Origin of the sequence: Microbacterium oleivorans, assembly GCF_023715745.1 — a bacterium.
Classification (GTDB): domain Bacteria; phylum Actinomycetota; class Actinomycetes; order Actinomycetales; family Microbacteriaceae; genus Microbacterium; species Microbacterium oleivorans_D.
Genome location: NZ_JAMBOV010000001.1, coordinates 15,708 through 33,985, shown reverse-complemented (window position 1 = coordinate 33,985; position 18,278 = coordinate 15,708). Strand labels below are relative to the sequence as shown.

The 18,278-nt window shown below is 70.2% G+C and carries 21 protein-coding genes; 11 read left to right on the top strand and 10 right to left on the bottom strand.

The window, feature by feature from the left end; translation table 11 throughout:
• Nucleotides 1-5: 5 nt before the first annotated feature.
• The gene (locus tag M3190_RS00170; protein WP_251577130.1) at nt 6-473 is read right to left on the bottom strand and encodes a DUF4188 domain-containing protein; all 468 of its coding nucleotides are present in this window, start codon (nt 471-473) and stop codon (nt 6-8) included.
• A gap of 67 nt (nt 474-540) precedes the next feature.
• Here M3190_RS00170 and M3190_RS00165 point away from each other — a divergent pair, with 67 nt between their 5' ends.
• Genes M3190_RS00165 through M3190_RS00140 form a run of 6 tightly spaced genes read left to right on the top strand, consistent with a single transcriptional unit; the run spans nt 541 to nt 4,352 of the window.
• The gene (locus M3190_RS00165; RefSeq protein WP_251577128.1) at nt 541-1,155 is read left to right on the top strand and encodes a MerR family transcriptional regulator; all 615 of its coding nucleotides are present in this window, start codon (nt 541-543) and stop codon (nt 1,153-1,155) included.
• A gap of 29 nt (nt 1,156-1,184) precedes the next feature.
• Complete coding sequence (locus M3190_RS00160) at nt 1,185-1,982, top strand: alpha/beta fold hydrolase (protein WP_251577126.1); 798 nt, start codon at nt 1,185-1,187, stop codon at nt 1,980-1,982.
• 27 nt (nt 1,983-2,009) lie between these two features.
• Nucleotides 2,010-3,002, top strand: coding sequence for a DUF2332 domain-containing protein (locus M3190_RS00155; protein WP_251577124.1), 993 nt, complete (start codon nt 2,010-2,012; stop codon nt 3,000-3,002).
• A gap of 25 nt (nt 3,003-3,027) precedes the next feature.
• On the top strand, nt 3,028-3,450 hold the full coding sequence (locus tag M3190_RS00150) for a helix-turn-helix transcriptional regulator (protein ID WP_251577122.1): 423 nt from the start codon (nt 3,028-3,030) through the stop codon (nt 3,448-3,450).
• A 9-nt stretch (nt 3,451-3,459) separates the two neighbouring features.
• Nucleotides 3,460-3,867 (top strand): VOC family protein, encoded by a 408-nt coding sequence (locus tag M3190_RS00145; protein WP_251577120.1) that lies wholly within the window; start codon nt 3,460-3,462, stop codon nt 3,865-3,867.
• A gap of 32 nt (nt 3,868-3,899) precedes the next feature.
• Nucleotides 3,900-4,352, top strand: a complete 453-nt coding sequence (locus M3190_RS00140; RefSeq protein ID WP_251577118.1) for an iron chaperone — start codon at nt 3,900-3,902, stop codon at nt 4,350-4,352.
• Here M3190_RS00140 and M3190_RS00135 read toward each other — a convergent pair.
• Complete coding sequence (locus M3190_RS00135) at nt 4,327-5,460, bottom strand: PQQ-dependent sugar dehydrogenase (RefSeq protein ID WP_251577116.1); 1,134 nt, start codon at nt 5,458-5,460, stop codon at nt 4,327-4,329. The genes M3190_RS00140 and M3190_RS00135 overlap by 26 nt on opposite strands.
• 94 nt (nt 5,461-5,554) lie before the next feature.
• Between M3190_RS00135 and M3190_RS00130 the strand changes: the two genes are divergently transcribed.
• Complete coding sequence (locus M3190_RS00130; RefSeq protein WP_251577114.1) at nt 5,555-6,196, top strand: acyl-CoA synthetase; 642 nt, start codon at nt 5,555-5,557, stop codon at nt 6,194-6,196.
• Nucleotides 6,193-6,555 carry a hypothetical protein gene (locus tag M3190_RS00125; RefSeq protein ID WP_251577112.1) on the top strand — a complete coding sequence of 121 codons (363 nt, stop codon included), beginning with the start codon at nt 6,193-6,195 and terminating at the stop codon, nt 6,553-6,555. The genes M3190_RS00130 and M3190_RS00125 overlap by 4 nt, the downstream gene beginning before the upstream one ends.
• Nucleotides 6,556-6,577: 22 nt before the next feature.
• On the opposite strand, the gene purB is transcribed toward M3190_RS00125, so the two are convergent.
• Together purB and M3190_RS00115 are read right to left on the bottom strand one after the other, a co-directional pair.
• Nucleotides 6,578-7,960, bottom strand: coding sequence for an adenylosuccinate lyase (gene purB, locus M3190_RS00120; protein ID WP_251577110.1), 1,383 nt, complete (start codon nt 7,958-7,960; stop codon nt 6,578-6,580).
• A gap of 24 nt (nt 7,961-7,984) precedes the next feature.
• Nucleotides 7,985-8,458, bottom strand: coding sequence for a low molecular weight protein-tyrosine-phosphatase (locus M3190_RS00115; protein ID WP_308222234.1), 474 nt, complete (start codon nt 8,456-8,458; stop codon nt 7,985-7,987).
• 140 nt (nt 8,459-8,598) lie between these two features.
• On the opposite strand from M3190_RS00115, the gene M3190_RS00110 reads away from it, so the two are divergent.
• Both M3190_RS00110 and M3190_RS00105 read left to right on the top strand, forming a co-directional pair.
• Nucleotides 8,599-8,892, top strand: a complete 294-nt coding sequence (locus M3190_RS00110; RefSeq protein WP_251577108.1) for a hypothetical protein — start codon at nt 8,599-8,601, stop codon at nt 8,890-8,892.
• Nucleotides 8,892-10,178 carry a hypothetical protein gene (locus M3190_RS00105; protein WP_251577106.1) on the top strand — a complete coding sequence of 429 codons (1,287 nt, stop codon included), beginning with the start codon at nt 8,892-8,894 and terminating at the stop codon, nt 10,176-10,178. The genes M3190_RS00110 and M3190_RS00105 overlap by 1 nt, the downstream gene beginning before the upstream one ends.
• Here M3190_RS00105 and M3190_RS00100 read toward each other — a convergent pair.
• Nucleotides 10,150-10,542, bottom strand: a complete 393-nt coding sequence (locus M3190_RS00100; RefSeq protein ID WP_251577105.1) for a phage holin family protein — start codon at nt 10,540-10,542, stop codon at nt 10,150-10,152. The two genes, M3190_RS00105 and M3190_RS00100, sit on opposite strands and share 29 nt — an antisense overlap.
• Before the next feature lie 72 nt (nt 10,543-10,614).
• Here M3190_RS00100 and M3190_RS00095 point away from each other — a divergent pair, with 72 nt between their 5' ends.
• Nucleotides 10,615-11,679 (top strand): histidinol-phosphate transaminase, encoded by a 1,065-nt coding sequence (locus M3190_RS00095; protein ID WP_251577103.1) that lies wholly within the window; start codon nt 10,615-10,617, stop codon nt 11,677-11,679.
• Between the two features lie 100 nt (nt 11,680-11,779).
• Here the strand turns inward: M3190_RS00095 and M3190_RS00090 are convergent, their stop codons facing one another.
• The 5 genes from M3190_RS00090 to M3190_RS00070 all read right to left on the bottom strand — a co-directional run bounded on the left by M3190_RS00090 (nt 11,780) and on the right by M3190_RS00070 (nt 18,277).
• Nucleotides 11,780-13,240: a sugar porter family MFS transporter gene (locus tag M3190_RS00090; protein ID WP_251577101.1), complete on the bottom strand. Its 1,461-nt coding sequence runs from the start codon at nt 13,238-13,240 to the stop codon at nt 11,780-11,782.
• Nucleotides 13,241-13,316: 76 nt separating this feature from the next.
• Entirely contained in the window at nt 13,317-14,585 is a 1,269-nt protein-coding gene (locus M3190_RS00085; protein WP_251577099.1) for a glucoamylase family protein, read from the bottom strand.
• Nucleotides 14,582-16,273, bottom strand: a complete 1,692-nt coding sequence (locus tag M3190_RS00080) for an ABC transporter ATP-binding protein (RefSeq protein ID WP_251577097.1) — start codon at nt 16,271-16,273, stop codon at nt 14,582-14,584. Before M3190_RS00080 ends, M3190_RS00085 begins: the two co-directional genes overlap by 4 nt.
• Entirely contained in the window at nt 16,273-17,277 is a 1,005-nt protein-coding gene (locus M3190_RS00075; protein ID WP_251577095.1) for an ABC transporter permease, read from the bottom strand. Before M3190_RS00075 ends, M3190_RS00080 begins: the two co-directional genes overlap by 1 nt.
• 16 nt (nt 17,278-17,293) lie before the next feature.
• A complete protein-coding gene (locus tag M3190_RS00070; protein ID WP_251577093.1) occupies nt 17,294-18,277 on the bottom strand; it encodes an ABC transporter permease in 984 nt (327 codons plus the stop codon).
• Nucleotide 18,278 lies beyond the last annotated feature (1 nt).

Here is an 18,278-nt window from a genome sequence, read left to right as displayed (position 1 = left end):
GCGCCTCAGACCGTCGCCCCGTCGTCGAGACGGGCGCGAGCCCGGTCGTGGCGACGGCCGATCTCGACGAGTCCCGTCGCCGCACCGAGGCCCATGGCGGGTGTGTCCACGTAGATCGACTCCGCCGCGGCGACGCGGTAGGTCTCGTGCCACACCCCGATCGCGCCGGGGTGCGAGCGGGCGAGTCGGTTGAAGCGTGTCCACGCCGGGCGGTGGGCCTGCTCGGGAGCCGACGCGTAGGCGTAGAGCTTGTCGATCGACGACCAGTACTGGACGAGGTACGGTCCGCGTCGACCGAGGAGCATGGTCGAGCCGAGCAGACCCGACTCGGGGTCGCCGAGCAGTTCGGCCATCATGCGGGGCATGGCAGCGGACACCGGCATCCACAGATCGGGCCGCCACCATTTCCGGATCGTCATGCCGAGGTGGAAGACGACGAGCTCGCCCTCGTGCGTGTGGGTCATACGGGTCATGGCGATCCTCTCGATAGCGACACTATCCAGAATGGATAGCAGTACTATCGAAGTCAAGGGGGAATCGATGCGGATCTCGGAGCTCTCCGCCGAGACGGGCGTCCCGGTGGCGACGATCAAGTACTACCTGCGCGAGAGGCTGCTGCCCGAGGGTGAGCGGACGTCGGCGACGCAGGCCGTCTACGGCCGGACGCACGTCGAGCGGTTGCGGTTGATCCGTGCCCTCGTCGACTCCGGGGTCGGCATCGCCTCGGCACGTCAGGTGATCGGGGCGCTCGACGATCCCCCCGAGGATCCGGGTCACCTCCTCGGCATCGCGCACGCGGCGGTCTCGCCTCCCGCGGACGGGGATCTCGACCTGACCGCCGCGCGGAACCTGATCCGGCGGTGGGGGTGGGAGCCGGAGGCGTGTGCGCCGCAGCAGGTCGCCGGCGTCGCCCGCGCCCTCGACAGCATCGAGCGGGGTGGCTTCGCTGTCCCCGAGGCCACCATGGACGCCTACCTCGCCGGCATCCGTCAGATGGTCGAGGCCGAGATCGACGCGATCCCGACCACGTCCGCGGAGGATGCCGTGCGCTACGTCGTGCTCGGGACGGTGCTCGTGGAACCCCTGCTGCTCGCGCTCCGCCGGGTCGCGGAGGAGCTCGTGTCGAGCGGGCGCTTCGGCGGGGGCGACACCTGAGCGGAGCCTGCGGGGTGCACAATCGTGGGGTGACCACCGTCTTCCCCGCCCTGACCGAGACACCCGATCCGCAGTTCGTCATGGTGGGCGACGGATACCGCATCGCCACCTACGAGTGGGGTTCGGCGGACGCCCCGACGGTCATCCTCGTGCACGGTTTCGCGTCGAGCGCGCGCGACAACTGGGTGAACACGGGCTGGGTGCGCGACCTGCTGCGGGCCGGATACCGGGTGCTCGCGGTCGACCAGCGCGGACACGGCGCGAGCGACAAGCCGCACGATTCGCACGCCTATGCCCTGCGCACCATGGTCACCGACCTCGAGGCCGTCCTCGACACCTACCTGGTCGACGAGGCGCTGTACGTCGGCTATTCCCTCGGCGCCCGGGTCGGCTGGGAGGTCGCCCGCGACCTGGAACCCCGCATCCCTCGCGTCGTCCTCGGCGGCGTCCCCGACGGGGTGCCGCTCGGACGGCTCGACCTCGATCAGGTGCAGGCGTACGTCGACGAGGGCGAGCCGGTGACGGATGCCGTGACCCACAACTACATCACCCTCACCGAGCGCGTCCCCGGCAACGACCTGCGGGCGCTCCTCGCGATCGCGCGCGGCATGCGGGCGACGGGCACCGTCGACCCCGACCCCGGCACGGCGCCCGGGCAGCCGGTGCTCTTCGCGACCGGCACGAAGGACGGCATCATCGAGGGCTCGAAGTCCCTCGCCGCCGCGACGCCCCAGGGCCGGTTCATCGAGATCCCCGACCGGCACCACTTCAACGCACCCGGCTCCCGCGTCTTCCGCGAAGCCGCTCTCGCCTTCCTGGCCGAGTAGGCGCGCCGCGCGGACTACGCTCGCGCCATGACCGACCTTCCGTCCTGGGGCGTCGCGGCGGACTCACCGACGGCGGAGCACTATCGGATCTTCGGCGCGCGCGAAGCCGCCGGGTCCTCGGCCACGTACGAGGAGTGGGCGCTCGGGGTCGCCGACGACCCCGAGATGCTCGCCCTGATCGACGAGCTGCCGCGAGCCAAGCGGCAGGCGAACCTGGTCTTCGCGGCCATGCGCGTCGCCGGCGTGCCGATCGCGCCGTGGCGAAATGCCCGTCGCATCGCCGTCGACCGGTGGCCGGACATCCGCGACATCGCCCTCACCCACGCCACCCAGACGAACGAGGCCGCCCGCTGCGCCGTCCTGCTCCCGCAGCTGGCCCGCCTCCCCGGACCGCTCGCCCTGCTCGAGGTCGGCGCGTCCGCCGGGCTCTGCCTGCATCCCGATCGATACGCGTACCGCTACACCGCGGACGACGGAACCGTCACCAGCCTCGACCCACCGACCCCGACCGAGGTCGTCATCGACTGCCGCATCGAGAACACGGCGCCTCCGACACATCTTCCCGAGGTGGTCTGGCGCGGCGGCATCGACCTGAACCCGCTCGACCCCGCCGACCCCGACACCCTCGCCTGGCTCGACGCCCTCGTGTGGCCCGAGCACGACGACCGGCGTGCCCGCCTCGCGGCCGCCGCGCGCATCGCGGCATCCGATCCCGCGCCGATCCGCGGCGGCGACCTGAATGACCTGATCACGGATGCCGCGGCATCCGCTCCCCGCGACGCAACGCTCGTCGTCTTCCACACCGCGGTCCTGGCATACCTGACCCCTGACGACCGAGAGCGGTTCCGGCGCACGATGGCCGAGACGGATGCGGTCTGGCTCTCGAACGAGGGGCTCGGCGTCTTCCCGGAGTTCGAGCGGCTCGTGCCGTCGGGAGAGCGGCATCGATTCATCCTCACCGTCGACGGCGAACCCGTCGCCCTCACCCACCCGCACGGCCGAAGCTACCGCGCGCTCTGACCTCTCCGGCTGGCAGGATCGGGTCATGACCGACGTCGCGACTCTCGTGCTGTTGCGCCGCGTCCGCGACCGCATGGGCCGCGACTACGCGGAGCCGCTCGATGTCGAATCGCTCGCCCGCGACGTCCACATGTCCGCCGGCCACCTGAGCCGGCAGTTCCGGCTCGCCTACGGCGAATCGCCCTACTCCTACCTGATGACGCGCCGGATCGAGCGTGCGATGGCACTGCTCCGGCGAGGCGATCTGAGCGTCACCGAGGTGTGCTTCGCCGTCGATTCCCAGTCGCTCGGCACCTTCAGCACCCGCTTCGCCGAGCTCGTCGGCGTCCCTCCCAGCGTGTACCGCGAGCGGGGCGCCGAGCTGAGGCCAGGCATGTTGCCGTGTATCGCGAAGCAGGTCACGCGACCGGTCAGGAATAGAGAAGCGGCCGCCGCAGCACCCTCCTAACCTGGCGTCATGACGATCACCATCCACTCGAGCTTCCTGCCCCACACGGATGCCGAAGAGTCGCTCGCGTTCTACCGTGACGCTCTCGGGTTCGAGGTCCGTCTCGATGTCGGCTACGAGAACATGCGCTGGATCACCGTCGGGCCGGTGGACCAGCCGGACACGGCGATCGTGCTGCACCCCGTCGGTGTCGGCCGCGACGTGACCGACGCCGAACGCCGGACGCTCGAGGAGCTCCTCGCGAAGGGTTCCGTCTTCGGGATCAACCTGGCGACGGACGACCTCGATGCGACGTTCGTGCAGCTCGAGGCTGCGGGCGCCGACATCGTGCAGGAGCCGATCGAGCAGGATTACGGCGTGCGCGACTGCGCCGTTCGTGACCCCGCCGGCAACCTGCTCCGCATCCAGCAGTCCTGAGACTCAGTCACACAGACCGAAAGGGAACGACCATGGCAGGAAAGACCAGCGAGGGAGCCGGCTTCACCGACGCCGAGAAGGCCGCGATGAAGCAGCGGGCCGAGGAGCTGAAGGCGATGAAGGGGCTCAAGGGCCTCGCGAAGATCGAGAAGGAGAACCAGGCCTGCCTCGACGCGATCGAGGCGCTCGAGGGCACCGACCGCGTCGTCGCCGAACGCCTGCACGTCATCGTGCTCGAAGAGGCCCCGCACCTGAACCCGAAGACGTTCTACGGCTTCCCCGCATACGCCAAGGACGGCAAAGTCGTGGTCTTCTGGCAGCCGGCGTCCAAGTTCAAGACCCGCTACGGCACGGTCAGCTTCGACGAGACCGCGCAACTCGATGACGGCGTGATGTGGCCGGTCTCGTTCGCGGTGATCGAGATGACGGATGCCGTGGAGCAGCGCATCCGCGAACTGGTCAGAGCTGCGGCACCGCGAGACTGACGATCCGGTCGTCGCCCTCTGCGGGTGACCCGCGCCCGTCCGTGTTGTTCGTGAGGACGAACAGCGTGCCGTCGGGACCGACCGTCACGTCACGGAGTCGGCCGTACTCGTCGGCGAGCTCGGTGGACGTCGACGGGTCCGCCACCGGAACCGCACGGAGCACGCGGCCGCGCAGGTTCGCGATGACGATCGTGTCGTTCACGATGGCGATGCCGCTGGGGCTGGCGGCATCCGTCGGCCACGTCTGCACCGGGTCGATGAAGCCGTCCGCCTCTCCGCCGGTGCCCTCGACGTAGGGCCAGCCGTAGTTGCCGCCGGCCTCGATGACGTTCAGCTCGTCGCGGTAGTTGCGGCCGAACTCGCTCGCGAACATCGTCCCGTCCTCCGCCCACGCGAAGCCCTGGACGTTGCGGTGACCGAGACTGTAGACGGCGGAGTCGGGGTCCGGGTTGTCGGAGGGGACCGAGCCGTCCGGCGTGATCCGCAGGATCTTGCCCGCGAGCGAATCGGGATCCTGCGAGGCGGGCTCGTCGCTCGTGTCGCCGTTCGCGATGTAGAGCATGCCGTCGGGGCCGAACGCGATGCGACCGCCGTTGTGGTGGGTGCCCGCCGGCATCCCGTCGATGACGGTCTCGGGCTCACCGAGCCGGAACGCGCCGGGCGAGCCCGAGATCGCGTAGCGCTGCACGCGGTTGCCGTCGCGGGCCGTTGAGTAGACGAAGAGGTCGTCGCCGTCGATCGCGAGGCCGAGGAGCCCGCCCTCGTCGCTGTGGACCACTCCCGCCACGGTGCCGACCTCGCGCGTCGTGCCGTCCGACGCGACCTCGAGGATGCGGGCGGTGTCGCGCTCGCTCACGAACACGGTCTGGTCGCGCACCGCCATCGACCAGGGCGCTTCGAGACCGGACGCCACGGTCCGCGGCGTCACCGGCGGCGATGTCGGGGTGGGGGTCGGTGTCGGGGTGGGGGTCGGCGTCGGGACGGAGGTGACCGACGGGGTCGGTGACTCGGCCGTCGGCTGCTCGGGCGCTGCGCATCCCGCGAGCGTCAGGGCCGCGGCGAGGCCGAGCCCGGCGGTCGAGGCGGCGGAGCGTCGGCGCGAGGACATGCGCTCAGTCAACCGCATCCTGCCGCTCCGGAGGCCGGAACCGGGTGGACGACCTAAACTGGGGGCATCCCGTCCCCTTCCTGAGAGACCGCCTGTGCCTGACGCCGCCCCCCGTGCCTTCGAGGTGCGCCACCTGCAGATGGGGCGCGCCCTGTTCGCGGCGATCGCGGCGGTCATGATCACCTTCTCGGGTGACCACTCGGCGCAGGTCGGCGGCGCGGTCTTCAGCGGCTTCGCCGTCGCGACCGGGCTGATCCTGCTGCTGTCCGCATGGCTCGTGTTCCGGACGGGCGAGCGGTCGCAGGCGCTGCTCCTCGGCATCCTCACCCTCGTCGCCGGCATGATCGCGACCCTCCCCGCGGCGCGCACGGTGGACGGGTTCTTCACGGTCGTCCTCGTCTGGGCGCTCGTCGCTGGTGCGGCCGAGCTCGTGATCGGCATCATCGGCCGGCGACGCGGCACCCCCGCGGCCGGCGAGTCGGTCTTCGTGGGCGCGCTCACGATCGTCCTGGGGCTGGCGTTGCTGTTCGTCCCCCGCGGCTACACGCTCGACTACTACATCGACCAGGCGCAGCAGTCCTTCACGTTGACCGGGATCACGATCGGTGTGGGTGTGTTCGGCGGCTACGCCGCGATCGTCGCGGTCTACCTCGGGATCGCCGCGTTCTCTCCTCGTCCTGCTGCGGTCCCCGCAGTGGAGACGGCCGACACGGATGCCGCTGGAGGCCGCACATGACCGACAAGAACCCCACCCGCCGAGACCTGATGCGTCCGGTTCAGCTGCTCGGTTTCGCCCTGCTGGCGGCGGTGTTCGCCGGCATCGTCACGCTCGTCTCGATGGGTGTGCTGCAGGATCAGCGCCCGAACAGCGACGTCGACCAGCACCTGCGGGCCTGGGGCGTCGCCGCGATCGTCGCCGGCGTGACCTTCATCGCGACGCTCGTGATCATGGCGCTCTCGCTGCTGGTCGTCGACCCGGCTCAGGTCGGCAAGCAGGTCGACCGCGGTCTGCTCCTCGACCCGGAGGACAGCGGCGAGCCGGGTTCCGCCGAGGGCGAGACCGGTCGCGGCCGCACACCGCCCTCCCCGCACTGACCCGCGGTCCGGCGGCGGCGGCTCAGCGCAGCAGGTCGACGAGTCGGTCGGCCAGACCCGCGTACGTCGCCGGGGTGAGCGCGAGCAGACGCTGCTTCGCGGCATCGCCGATGTCGAGGCCGTTCACGAACTCGGCGAGTTCGGGCGCGCCGACGCGGCGGCCTCGCGTGAGGTCCTTGAGCAGCGCGTACGGGTCGGTGATCTGCGACCGACCGGCCACGATCTCGGCGCGCACGACCGTCTGGATCGCCTCCGCGAGGACCTCCCAGTTCGCGTCGAGGTCGGCCAGCAGGACGTCACGCGAGAGCGAGATCTCGGTCAGCCCGCGCTGCAGGTTGTCCAGCGCGAGCAGCGAGTGACCGAAGGCGACGCCGATGTTGCGCTGCGTGGTCGAATCCGTGAGGTCGCGCTGCATCCGCGACGTGACGAGGGTCTGCGCGAGGGTGCCGAACAGCCCGCCCGAGATCTCGAGGTTGGCCTCGGCGTTCTCGAAGCGGATCGGGTTGATCTTGTGCGGCATCGTCGACGAACCGGTCGCCCCCGCGACGGGGATCTGGGCGAAGAAGCCCATCGAGATGTAGGTCCACACGTCGGTGGCGAGGTTGTGGAGGATGCCGCCGGCGTGCCGCACCCGGTCGTACAGCTCGACCTGCCAGTCGTGCGACTCGATCTGCGTGGTGAGCTCGTTGAAGCCGATCCCGAGACCCTCGATGAAGCCGCGCGAGAGCGCGGGCCAGTCGGTGTCGGGCTCCGCGGCCAGGTGCGCCGACCAAGTGCCGGTCGCGCCCGAGAACTTCGCGAGGTACTCGCCGCCCGCGATCTGGTCGGCGACGCGCTGCAGGCGCCAGGCGAAGACGGCGAGCTCCTTGCCCATGGTCGAGGGCGTCGCGGGCTGTCCGTGCGTGCGCGAGAGCATGACGGCATCCCGGTGCTCCTCAGCCAGCGCCGTCAGTGAGGCGATGACCGCATGCAGCTTCGGCAGCCAGACCCGCTCGACGGCGCGCTGGACGGTGAGGGCGTAGGAAGCGGAGTTGATGTCCTCGCTCGTGCAGGCGAAGTGGGTGAGCTCGGCGATCGCGTCGAGTCCGAGCGACGACAGCCGGTCGCGGACGAGGTACTCGATCGCTTTGACGTCGTGACGGGTGACCGCTTCCTTCTCGGCGAGCCAGGCGATGTCGTCGTCGCCGAAATCCCGGTAGAGGCCGCGCAGCGAGTCCTTCTGCTCATCGCTGAGCGCCGACGACCCGAACAGGCCGCGGTCGGTCAGCGTGATGATCCACTCGACCTCGACCTCGACGCGAGCCCGGTTGAGACCCGCCTCCGAGAGGTACTCGGCGAGGGGGGCGACCGCCGCGGCGTAGCGACCGTCGAGCGGGCTGAGGGACATCGAGGGCAGGGAGGACACGCGACTCCGTTCGGTGGGGTGCGCTCACCGGCGAAGCGCGGGTTCGAGCTGCCGGAACAGCGCCCGGCTCGCGCTCTCGATCATACCGAGCACCTCGTCGAACATCGCGGGGCCCCCGTAGTAGGGGTCGGGGACGTCGAGCGCTCCGTCCGCCCGAGCGTCGAAGCTGAGCAGGAGGGCGAGCTTGTCGACGTCGGCGGGGCTGCGCGCCCACTCCGACAGGATCCGTTCATGCGATCTGTCGAGGGCGATCACGAGGTCGTTGCGATCGAAATCGTCGCGCGTGAACTGTCGTGCGCGATGCCGGGTGCCGTCGAAGCCGCGGCGTGCGAGGGCCTCGAGTGTGCGGCTGTCGGCCCGCTCGCCGACGTGCCATTCCCCGGTCCCGGCACTGCTCGAGGCGACCCGCTCGCCGAGGCCGGCCTGATCGGCGAACCATCGGAACACGACGTCCGCCATGGGGGAACGGCAGATGTTGCCCGTGCAGACGAACAGCACGCGGAAGACATCGTCGGGCTCGGGCACCCCTCCATTGTGCTGATCGAGAGGGCTCCTGCACAGAGCGCATCCACAGTGCGGCATCCACCGTGCGTCTGCGACGCCCCCTGGAGAGAGCATGCCGCGGCCAGGGTCGACCCATGTCGGATGTCCTCGCGCCCTTTCCGTACCTGTGGGGTGCTCCGCTGCCGGAGCGCCTCGCCGCCCTCGATGACGCCCTCGCCCTGCTCCGACAGGCGGACGAACAGGTGCTCCGACTCCTCGGGGATGTGCGCCGGGTCGCCCATCTCGTCGACTGGCGTGCCGAGGCCGCCGATGCGTTCCGGGAGGCGGCCGCCGACTGGGAAGGGGACGTCGCGCGCCTGTCGGCATCCATCCAGACGGCGATCGACGACACGCGCCGCGACCGGAGTTGGGTGGAGGCGACGGGCTGATGGGCGAGATCGAGATCCGCGGCGGTCGTGTCGTCGCCGTCGACACCGAGACTCTCCGTCACGCCGCCGCGCAGGCGGCGCTGTCCGTCGCCGACGCGGACGGCCTACGGGCGACGCTGGCACACGCCGAGCAGCTCGCGCGCGCCGCGGTGATCGGCGGGGGTGCGCCGCACCTCGCCGCCGCCGCGGGTGAGGTCGTCGCCTCGGGCACCCGCCTCACGACGGCGCTCCGCGACGCCGCCACCGCGTATGAGCTCGTCGAACTCCGGGCCCGCACCGCGCTGGCGGGGGGAGGCGATGAGCACGACCGCCGAGACGCCGTGCTCATCGCCCGGCGGGCGGAGGCTCTCGAGGCATCCTCGCCCGCGGCTGCAGCGGTCGCGCGGCAGGTGATCGCCGACGCCCCCGACCCGTTCAAGACGATCGCCGGGGAGCTGTGGTGGGCGACGCTGGCCGCCGGGCTCGCACCGACCGTGCGGGGGATCCTCCGACGCGGGGAGTCGGAGATCCGCGCGTGGGGGAGGGGCGCGCCGGCGGAGGGCAGTCGGCTGGTCGGCGCTCCGGTCCGCCCGATCGTCGTGCCGGTGAGGTCTCAGAGGGGCACGGCGCCCGCCACGGTGGCCGACGTGGCCCGACGTGTGCCGGGTGACGGGCCCGGCAGCATCCGGGTCGAGCGCTACACCATGCCGGACGGGGGTCGACGGTTCGCGCTGTACCTGTCCGGCACGCGGTTCGGGAGGGATGCCGGGACGTTCGGTCTGTCGTCCACCCTTCCGCTCTACGCGGGGATGACGTCGTCGTCCTACGAGGCCAGTCGCATCGCCCTGCAGCAGGCGGGAGCGGAACCCGGCGACTCCGTCGTGGTCAGCGGTCACTCGCAGGGCGCGATGATCGCAAGCCGGATCGCCCTGGAGGACGAATACGACGTTCCGCTGATCGTCGGGTTCGGCAACCCGGTGCAGGCCGACGTGGGCGCTGACACCCTCCAGGTCGATCTGCGCCACCGCGACGACCCGGTGCCGCTTCTCGCAGCGGGCGGCCACGACACCGAGATCGGCGCGCCGGGCAGCATGATCGTCGAGCGCACGATCGACCCGGTGCCGTGGCTGAACTCCCACCAGATGGACGAGTACACCGCGACATCCGAGATGCTCGACCTGTCGACCGACCCCCGGATGGACGGAGTGCGCGAGCGGCTGGGGGAGTTCGCGCAGGCGGAGTCCGTGGAGGTGTTCCTCTACGCGACCGCCGGAGGGGTCAGCGCTTCGTCTGCGGACGGAGGATGATCCCGAAGAGGAAGTTGATGATCGAGATGATGAGGGCGGCGACGACGCCGAGCCAGAACGACTCGACCGACAGACCCCAGCCCCACCACTCGGTGAACCATCCGGTCAGCCAGAAGAGGAATCCGTTGATGACCAGCGAGATCAGACCCAGCGTCAGGATGTAGAGCGGGAACGCGAGGATCTTGAGAACCGTGCCGATCACGGTGTTGACGATCGCGAAGACGGCCGCGACGGCGAGGAGCGAAAGCACGAGCTGCAGGGCCTCGCCGGGGGCGAACGGCGTCACCTCGACGCGCAGCGGCTCGATGAGCGTGACGACCCAGATCGCGAAGGCGTTGATCACGACGCGGACGATGAAGCGCATGTCCGCAGTCTGGCACGCGCGAGCACGGCCGGGCCAGGAGCGGGGCGGCGCGCCCGCTCGTAGACTCGTCGCGTGACCGACATCCCCGTCCGGGTTCGTCCCGAGATCGCCGCCCTCCCCTCGTACACGCAGGGCAAGCAGGCCGGCGCCGCCGCGTACAAGCTCTCCAGCAACGAGAACCCGTTCGACCCGCTCCCCGGTGTGGTGTCGGCCGTGCGCGACGCGGTCGCGTTCAACCGGTACCCCGACGCGCTCGCCGGTCGGCTGCGCGCTCGGCTCGCCGAGCGGTTCGGCGTCACTGACGACCGCATCCACATCGCCGCCGGGTCGGTCTCGATCCTCTACCAGCTCGCCCAGGCCGCGGCCTCCGTCGGCGACGAGATCGTCCTGCCGTGGCGCTCCTTCGAGGCGTACCCGGGCATCGTGACGGTCACCGGCGCCACTCCCGTGATGGTGCCCCTGACGGATGCCGCCGCGAACGACCTCCCCGCGCTCGCCGCCGCCGTCACCGACCGCACGCGGGCCGTCTTCGTCTGCACGCCGAACAACCCGACCGGCGCGGTCGTGACGCAGGCCGACTTCGACGCATTCGTCGCCGCCGTCCCGAAGGACGTGCTGATCGTCCTCGACGAGGCGTACGTCGAGTTCGTGACGGATGCCGCCTCCGTCAAGGGCGAGCGCGTGATCGCCGCCGGGCACGACAACGTCGTGATCCTGCGCACCTTCTCCAAGGCGTACGGGCTCGCGGGCCTGCGGATCGGCTACGCCGTCGGGCATCCCCGCATCCTCGACGCCGCCCGCAGCGCCGGCATCCCGCTGTCGGTCACGGCGCAGGCCGAGGCCGCTGCGCTGGCGAGCCTGGACGCCGAGGACGAACTGCGCGAACGCGTGTCCGTCGTCGCCCAGCGCCGCGACCTGCTCGTGAACCGCCTGCGCGAGATCGGATGGGACGTCCCGACCGCGCAGGGCAACTTCGTCTGGCTTCCGGCCGGTGACCGCTCGCTCGAGGTCGCGGCGGCGTTCGAGGCCGCCGACCTCGTCGTCCGGCCCTTCGCCGGAGACGGCGTGCGGGTCTCGGTGGGCGAGGAGGAGTCGCTCGACCGCGTCGTCGAGGTCGCGGCATCCGTTCGTCCCTGACGACGAACGACGCGTCCCCGGTGCCCTGCGCGGGCGTTCCGGGGACGCGTCGTGTCGGTTGCGGAGCTGCCGGGCGACGAACGGCGTCCCGCGAGGCGGCTCAGCTCTTCGCGTGCTCCTTCGCCTTCTTCACGAAGAGCGTCTCGGTCTGCTCGAGCTCCATGCCCTTCGTCTCGGGCACCCGCCAGGCGACGTAGACGAACGACAGCGCCGCGAAGAGCGCGTACATGCCGTAGGTGAGGGGCAGCGACCAGCTCGACATCGCCGGGAACGACACCGTGATGAGGAAGTTCGCGATCCACTGGGCGCCTGCGGCGACACCCAGGGCCTTGCCGCGGATGCGGCTGGGGAAGATCTCGCCGAGCAGCACCCACACGAGCGGGCCCCACGAGGCGCCGAAGCCGACGACGAACAGGTTCGCCGCGACCAACGCGATCGGGCCCCAGGCGCCCGGCAGCGAGACCTCGCCGTCGACGGTCACGGCGAACGCGAAGGCGATCGCCATGGCGGCGAGCGACAGCGTCATGAGCACCGACCCGGTCAGCAGGATCGGCTTGCGACCGACGCGGTCGACGAGCCAGATCGCGATGAGGGTGACGACGACGTTCGTGACCGAGGTGATCACGCTGATGAGCAGCGAGTTGCTCTCGTCGAATCCGACCGCCTTCCAGAGGGTGGTCGAGTAGTAGAAGATCACGTTGATGCCGACGAACTGCTGGAACGTCGACAGGATGATGCCGACCCAGACGATGCCCTGGAGGCCGAGCACGGGACCCCGCAGCGAGGCGCCCTTGGTCTTTCGGTCCTCGTCGATGGCGTTGCGGATCTCGTTGACGGACTTGTCGAGGTCGGCTGCGGGCACGAGCCGGGCGAAGATCTCACGGGCCTCGTCGTTACGCCCCTTCGCGAGGAGGTAGCGCGGGGACTCGGGCATGGTGAAGGCGAGGATGCCGTAGACGGCGGCCGGGACGATGCCGACGAGGAACATCCAGCGCCAGGCCTCGAGTCCGAGCCACAGCTGCTCCGAGGCGCCGCCGGCCGAGTTCGCCAGGACGGCGTCGGAGAGGAGAGCGGCGAAGATGCCGAGTGTGATCGCGAGCTGCTGCAGCGAGGCGAGGCTGCCGCGGATCTGCCGCGGCGCGATCTCGGCGATGTAGGCGGGGGCGACGACCGAGGCGATGCCGATGCCGATGCCGCCGATGACGCGCCAGACGATGAGGTCGGGGACGCTGAAGGTGAGGCCGGATCCGATCGACGACACGAGGAACATGACGGCGCCGAGCATCATCGTCTTCAGGCGTCCCCAGCGGTCGGAGAGACCGCCCGCGAGCACCGCGCCGACGGCGCAGCCGAGCAGGGCGACGGCGACGACGAAGCCGGTGAGGACGCTGTTCAGGTCGAAATTCGACTCGATCGAGTCGACGGCGCCGTTGATGACCGACGAGTCGAAGCCGAAGAGGAAACCGCCGACCGCGGCTGCCACCGACAGACCGATGGCGCGTCGCCCGTACGGGCTTTTCAACGAGAAGGCGTCGGCAGGGATCGTCCCGGTAGTGCTCATGAGGTTCGAGGGTACGCCGGTGCCCGCGGGTCGCGCCCGCCCTTGCGCGCGCGACGAAATCCGATACGGCTGACGCTCAGGCCTCGGTGAAGCCCAGCTTCTCCGCACCGCGCGCGATCCACGGATGCCGCGAGAAGGCATCCCACACGAGGGTCGACCCGAGCGCCGCGGCGCCGAGCAGCGCCGTCGCTCCCTTGTTCAGGCCGTAGCGGGGAGGCGCGTACCAGGGCTCAGCGCCCTCGAGGTTGACGCCGTCGGTCGCGCCCCACTCGTTCCACGCGCCCGGGTGCTCGTCGCGGAGAACGCGGAGCGCGGGGGTGACCTCCTCGGGCGCGAGCGGCAGCGCGCCGAAGAGCGAGACCGGCGGGATCGTGCCGTCGTTCCGCGGCTCGTGCGCCGCGGGTCGCGCACCGTTCACGACGTATCCGCCGGGACCGAGCCCGGCGGCCGGACCCCACAGGCCCGCGGCGAAGGTGCGCCACGTGCCGGACTGGTCGGCACACCACGCCTTCGAGGCCAGCGACGCCTCGCGCGAGTTCGCCCACCAGTCCCGCCCGTCCTTGTCGCGCACCCGCTGGAACGGATAGAACGCGAGCGGGAAGTGGTACGTGAACAGCGTCCCGCCCGGCTCGTAGACGCACTCGTGTCCGCCGTACGATCCGACGGGCTTGTCGAACCCGTCCCACAGCGCCTGTGCGTGCCGGCGACTGACCCCCGGGTGTCCCGCGGCGAGCAGGTACATCGTCAGCTGCTCCGCGGTCATGCTCCATGCGCTCACGAACCCGGAGGCGTCCGCGCCCTCGGCATAGTCGTCCTCAGCCGAGCCGACCCACGCCATCCGCAGCACGGTGCGCCCGTCCGGCCCGGTCGCCGACAGCCAGTTCCAGTCGATCCGCGCCAGCATCCGATCCACCGCCGCCGACACCTCGGCGTCGTCGAAGAAGGATGCCGCGACCACCGCACCGCACAGGGCGAGCGTCGTGTCGATCGTGGAGTACTCCGATCGTCCCTGCCGCTCGCCGGTCGCGGCGTCGACGAAGTGCGCGAGGAAGCCGTTCTTCTGCGGCACCGTGTGCTCGAGGGTCCGCATCGTCCCGCGAACGCGCTCGAGGACCTCGTCGCGGTCGAGGACGCCGCGCTCGACGCCCACGCACCACGCGGCGAGCGCGAACCCGGTCGCCGCGACGGTGGCGACGTCCGGGAGGTCGTCGCGGTCGAGCACGAGTCCGCATCCCGGCCCCGACGGCGTCGAGAACCGCCAGAGCCAGCGGATCGAGGCATCCACCTCCGTCTCGGTGAGTTCGCGGATGTCGGCGGGCAGGGTCTCCACGGCGGAGAGCGTCATGCGGCGGACCTCTTCTCGAAGGGGTTGGGGATCGCGTCGAGCAGCTGGCGCGTGTAGGCGGCCTGCGGGTTCTCGATCACCTGCTCGGCGGGTCCGGACTCGATGAGCTCGCCGTCCTTGAGGACGAGCGCATGGTTCGCGAGGCTCTTCGCCGAGAGCAGGTCGTGGGTGATGTACAGCATCCCCACGCCGTGGTCGGCGACGAGGGACTGCAGCACCTCGAGGATCTCGGCCCGGATCGACACGTCGAGGCTCGCGATCGGCTCGTCGGCGATGACCAGCCGCGGTTCGGCCGCGAGCGCGCGGGCGATGACGACGCGCTGCCGCTGTCCGCCCGACAGCTCGTGCGGCAGGCGCCCGATGAAGCGGCCCGCCGGTGTGAGGCCGACGGTCTCGAGCAGGCTCGCGGAGCGTTCGATCGCCTCACGACGGCCGACGTGCAGGAAGTTCACGAGCGGCCGCGCCAAGGAGTATCCGACGGTGAGCGTCGGGTTGAGGGCGGCGTACGGGTCCTGGAAGACGTACTGGACATTGCGGCGGTACTCCCGGGCGATCTTCCCGCGGAGGGACGCGATGTCGTGCATCTGCCCGTCGCCCTTGGCCGAATACCGCACCGACCCCGACGAGGGCACGTCGATGCGGGTGAGGATCCGCGCGATCGTCGACTTGCCCGAGCCGGACTGGCCCACGAGCGCGGTGACCTCCCCCTCGCGCAGCGTGAAGGACACGTCCTTGACGGCGTCGACGTACTCGGTCTTCAGCCCCTGCCGCTTCGCGAAGCGGCGGCCGAGGTCCGCGATCTCCAGCACCGTGCGTCCCTGGACGGGCGCCTCCTCCGACACCTCGTCGGGCTCCTCCAGTTCGGCGCCCGTGTAGCCGGGCACGTCCTCGCCGAGGAGTTCGGCGTACGAGCCGACGAGGTGGATGGAGTACGGATGCCGCGGGCCGGGCCTAACGGCATCCGTCGCCGCGATGTCCTCGACGATCTCCCCTTCGTACATGACCGCGACGCGGTCCGAGAAGTCGAGCAGCGTGCCCATGTCGTGCGTGATGAGCACGGCGCCGAAGCGCTCGCGCTCCTGTAGCTCGCGGATCTTGTCGAGGATCGACTTCTGCACGACGACGTCGAGGCCGGTCGTCGGCTCGTCGAACAGCACGAGCTGTGGCTGGAGGGCGAGCGCGAGGGCGAGGTTGACGCGCTGGCGCATGCCACCCGACAGTTCGTGCGGATACATCCCGAGGAAACGGGTGTCTACGCTGACGAGGTCGAACAGCTCCTCGCACCGCTCGCGGATCTTCTCGTCGCTCAGGTCGGTGTGCTCGTGCATCACGTCCTCGAACATGCGGCGGACCCGGACCACCGGATTCAGCGAGTTCATGCTCGACTGGAAGACCGTCGACACGTACGACCAGCGGTACGGGCGCAGGTCGTCGCCCGACAGGTCGGTGACGTCCTGGTCGCCCCAGCGGATCGTGCCGCCGGTGATGCGACCGGGGCTGCGCAGCAGCTTCAGCACCGCCTGCGCGAAGGTCGTCTTGCCCGAGCCCGACTCGCCGGCGAGGCCGACGAACTCACCCGGCGCGACCTGGAGCGACGCGTTCTTGACCGCGTCGACGGCGGCACCGACCTTGGGGCGGTACTGCACCGACAGGTTCTCGACCGAGAGAACGGATGCCGCGGTGGTCATCACTTCTCCTCCTCTTCGCGCAGGTGGGGGTTGCTCAGCATGTCGACGCCGAAGTTCACGAACGTCAGCGACGTCATGAGAAGCGCGAGCATGACACCGGGGGCGACGAGCCAGACCCACAGGCCCTGCACGAGGGCGCCGTTGGCGTTGGCCTGAGCGAGCATCTGTCCCCAGCTCACGGTGTTCGGGTCGCCGAAGCCCATGAACGACAAGCCGGCTTCGGCGGCGATGGCCGCGGTGGCCGCCCCGATGAATCCCGAGACGATCAGGGACGACATGTTCGGCATGATCTCGCGGAACACGATGCGCAGCATCCCGTCTCCGCCGAAGCGGGCGGCGGTCACGTAGTCGCGGTTGCGCATCGAGATGATGAGCGATCGCATCTCGCGCGAGGCGCCGGCCCAGCTCGTGATGGCCACGACGAAGACGAGCAGCGCGAGCCCGCGCGTCTCGCTGTAGGCGACGATCACCATCATCAGCGGGAGGACCGGGATGACGAGGGCCAGGTTCGTCGCGAACGAGAGCACGTCGTCCAGCGCGCTGCCCTCGCGGTACCCGGCGAGCAGGCCGACGACGATCGCGATCGCGATCGTGGCGAGCCCGCCCAGCACGCCGATCGCGAATGACAGCCGCGTCCCGTGCACGAGCTGCGTCCCGATGTCGTAGCCGAGGGTGTTGGTGCCCATCCAGTGCGCCCAGCTCGGGTCCTGCGACGGGGCGAAGGACGCATCGGTCGGGCTGTACGGGGTCAGCACGTCGGCGAGGATCGCCATGAGCGCGAACGCCGCCAGCATGACGATGCCCACACGGGCCTTCCTGCTCGACCAGATGACCTGGTACCAGCGCGGCGGCCGGACGACGGCGACGACCTCTTTGGTCGAGGCGTCCGCTTCGGTGACGCGCCGCCGGAACGTCCGCACCGGCTCGGTGCGGTCGGGCAGCACGCCGCCCGCCGGCTGCGGCATCGCGGCCGGCTGGGGGAGGGGGGTTTCTTCAGGAGCCATGTTCGTCACCCGGCTTTCAGACCGACGCCCGGCGGGCGCGCGGGTCGATGAGCGGATAGATGAGGTCGACGATGAAGTTCGCCGTCAGGACGATGACGATCGTCGCGAGCAGGATCGCCTGCATGAGCGGGAAGTCGCGGTTGCTGGTCGCCTCGCCCATGAGCCGGCCCATGCCGGGGTAGTCGAAGACGGTCTCGATGAGGATCGACCCGCCCATGAGCACACCGAGCGAGAGAGCGAAGCCCGTGATCACCGGCAGCAGCGCGTTGCGCGCGGCGTAGCCGAGGGCGAGGGTGCGCTCCTTCAGCCCGGCCGCCGATGCGAGGCGGATGTAGTCCTCGCCCAGCACCTGAACCATCGTGTTGCGCATCGAGAGGATGAATCCGATCGGTGCCGTGACCATGAGCGTCAGAGCCGGCAGGAAGCCGTGGGCGACGACGTCGGCGATGTGCTCGGGGGTTCCGGGATCGGTGTAGCCGTACCCGCCCGTCGCGGGGAACCAGCCCAGTGTGTAGGCGAAGAGGAACACGATGATCAGGGCGATCCACACCGACTGCAGGTTGCCGACGAAGGTGGACCCAACCGAGATCGTGGCGTCGAACCGGCTGTTGCGGCGCCACGCCGCAATAGCGCCGAGCAGGGTCCCGACGAAGAACGACAGGATCTGCGTCAGCCCGACGAGCACCAGTGTCCACGGCAGCGCCTTGCCGAGCACTTCGATCACCGGCGCCGGGAAGTACGTGAACGAGATGCCCAGGTCACCCGCGGCGAGCTGCTGCAGGTACTGCCAGTACGCCACGAACACGTTGTCGTCGCCGTAGCCGAGCATCGTCTTGATCGCGGCCACCTGCGCCGGGTCGACCTCGCCGCGACCGGTGAGCTGGGTCACCATGATCTCGGCGGGATCCCCCGGCTGCAGCCGCGGGATGATGAAGTTCAGCGTGATGGCCGCCCACAGGGTGAGCAGGAAGTAGCCCGTCTTCCGCGCGTAGTACACCATC

What these genes read in the sequence shown, in the direction of transcription:
- M3190_RS00170 (WP_251577130.1), bottom strand. Translation starts at nt 473, where the DNA reads ATGACCCGTATGACCCACACGCACGAGGGCGAGCTCGTCGTCTTCCAC.
- M3190_RS00165 (WP_251577128.1), top strand. Translation starts at nt 541, where the DNA reads ATGCGGATCTCGGAGCTCTCCGCCGAGACGGGCGTCCCGGTGGCGACG.
- M3190_RS00155 (WP_251577124.1), top strand. Translation starts at nt 2,010, where the DNA reads ATGACCGACCTTCCGTCCTGGGGCGTCGCGGCGGACTCACCGACGGCG.
- M3190_RS00150 (WP_251577122.1), top strand. Translation starts at nt 3,028, where the DNA reads ATGACCGACGTCGCGACTCTCGTGCTGTTGCGCCGCGTCCGCGACCGC.
- M3190_RS00145 (WP_251577120.1), top strand. Translation starts at nt 3,460, where the DNA reads ATGACGATCACCATCCACTCGAGCTTCCTGCCCCACACGGATGCCGAA.
- M3190_RS00140 (WP_251577118.1), top strand. Translation starts at nt 3,900, where the DNA reads ATGGCAGGAAAGACCAGCGAGGGAGCCGGCTTCACCGACGCCGAGAAG.
- M3190_RS00135 (WP_251577116.1), bottom strand. Translation starts at nt 5,460, where the DNA reads ATGTCCTCGCGCCGACGCTCCGCCGCCTCGACCGCCGGGCTCGGCCTC.
- M3190_RS00125 (WP_251577112.1), top strand. Translation starts at nt 6,193, where the DNA reads ATGACCGACAAGAACCCCACCCGCCGAGACCTGATGCGTCCGGTTCAG.
- M3190_RS00110 (WP_251577108.1), top strand. Translation starts at nt 8,599, where the DNA reads ATGTCGGATGTCCTCGCGCCCTTTCCGTACCTGTGGGGTGCTCCGCTG.
- M3190_RS00105 (WP_251577106.1), top strand. Translation starts at nt 8,892, where the DNA reads ATGGGCGAGATCGAGATCCGCGGCGGTCGTGTCGTCGCCGTCGACACC.
- M3190_RS00100 (WP_251577105.1), bottom strand. Translation starts at nt 10,542, where the DNA reads ATGCGCTTCATCGTCCGCGTCGTGATCAACGCCTTCGCGATCTGGGTC.
- M3190_RS00090 (WP_251577101.1), bottom strand. Translation starts at nt 13,240, where the DNA reads ATGAGCACTACCGGGACGATCCCTGCCGACGCCTTCTCGTTGAAAAGC.
- M3190_RS00085 (WP_251577099.1), bottom strand. Translation starts at nt 14,585, where the DNA reads ATGACGCTCTCCGCCGTGGAGACCCTGCCCGCCGACATCCGCGAACTC.
- M3190_RS00080 (WP_251577097.1), bottom strand. Translation starts at nt 16,273, where the DNA reads ATGACCACCGCGGCATCCGTTCTCTCGGTCGAGAACCTGTCGGTGCAG.
- M3190_RS00075 (WP_251577095.1), bottom strand. Translation starts at nt 17,277, where the DNA reads ATGGCTCCTGAAGAAACCCCCCTCCCCCAGCCGGCCGCGATGCCGCAG.
- M3190_RS00070 (WP_251577093.1), bottom strand. Translation starts at nt 18,277, where the DNA reads ATGGTGTACTACGCGCGGAAGACGGGCTACTTCCTGCTCACCCTGTGG.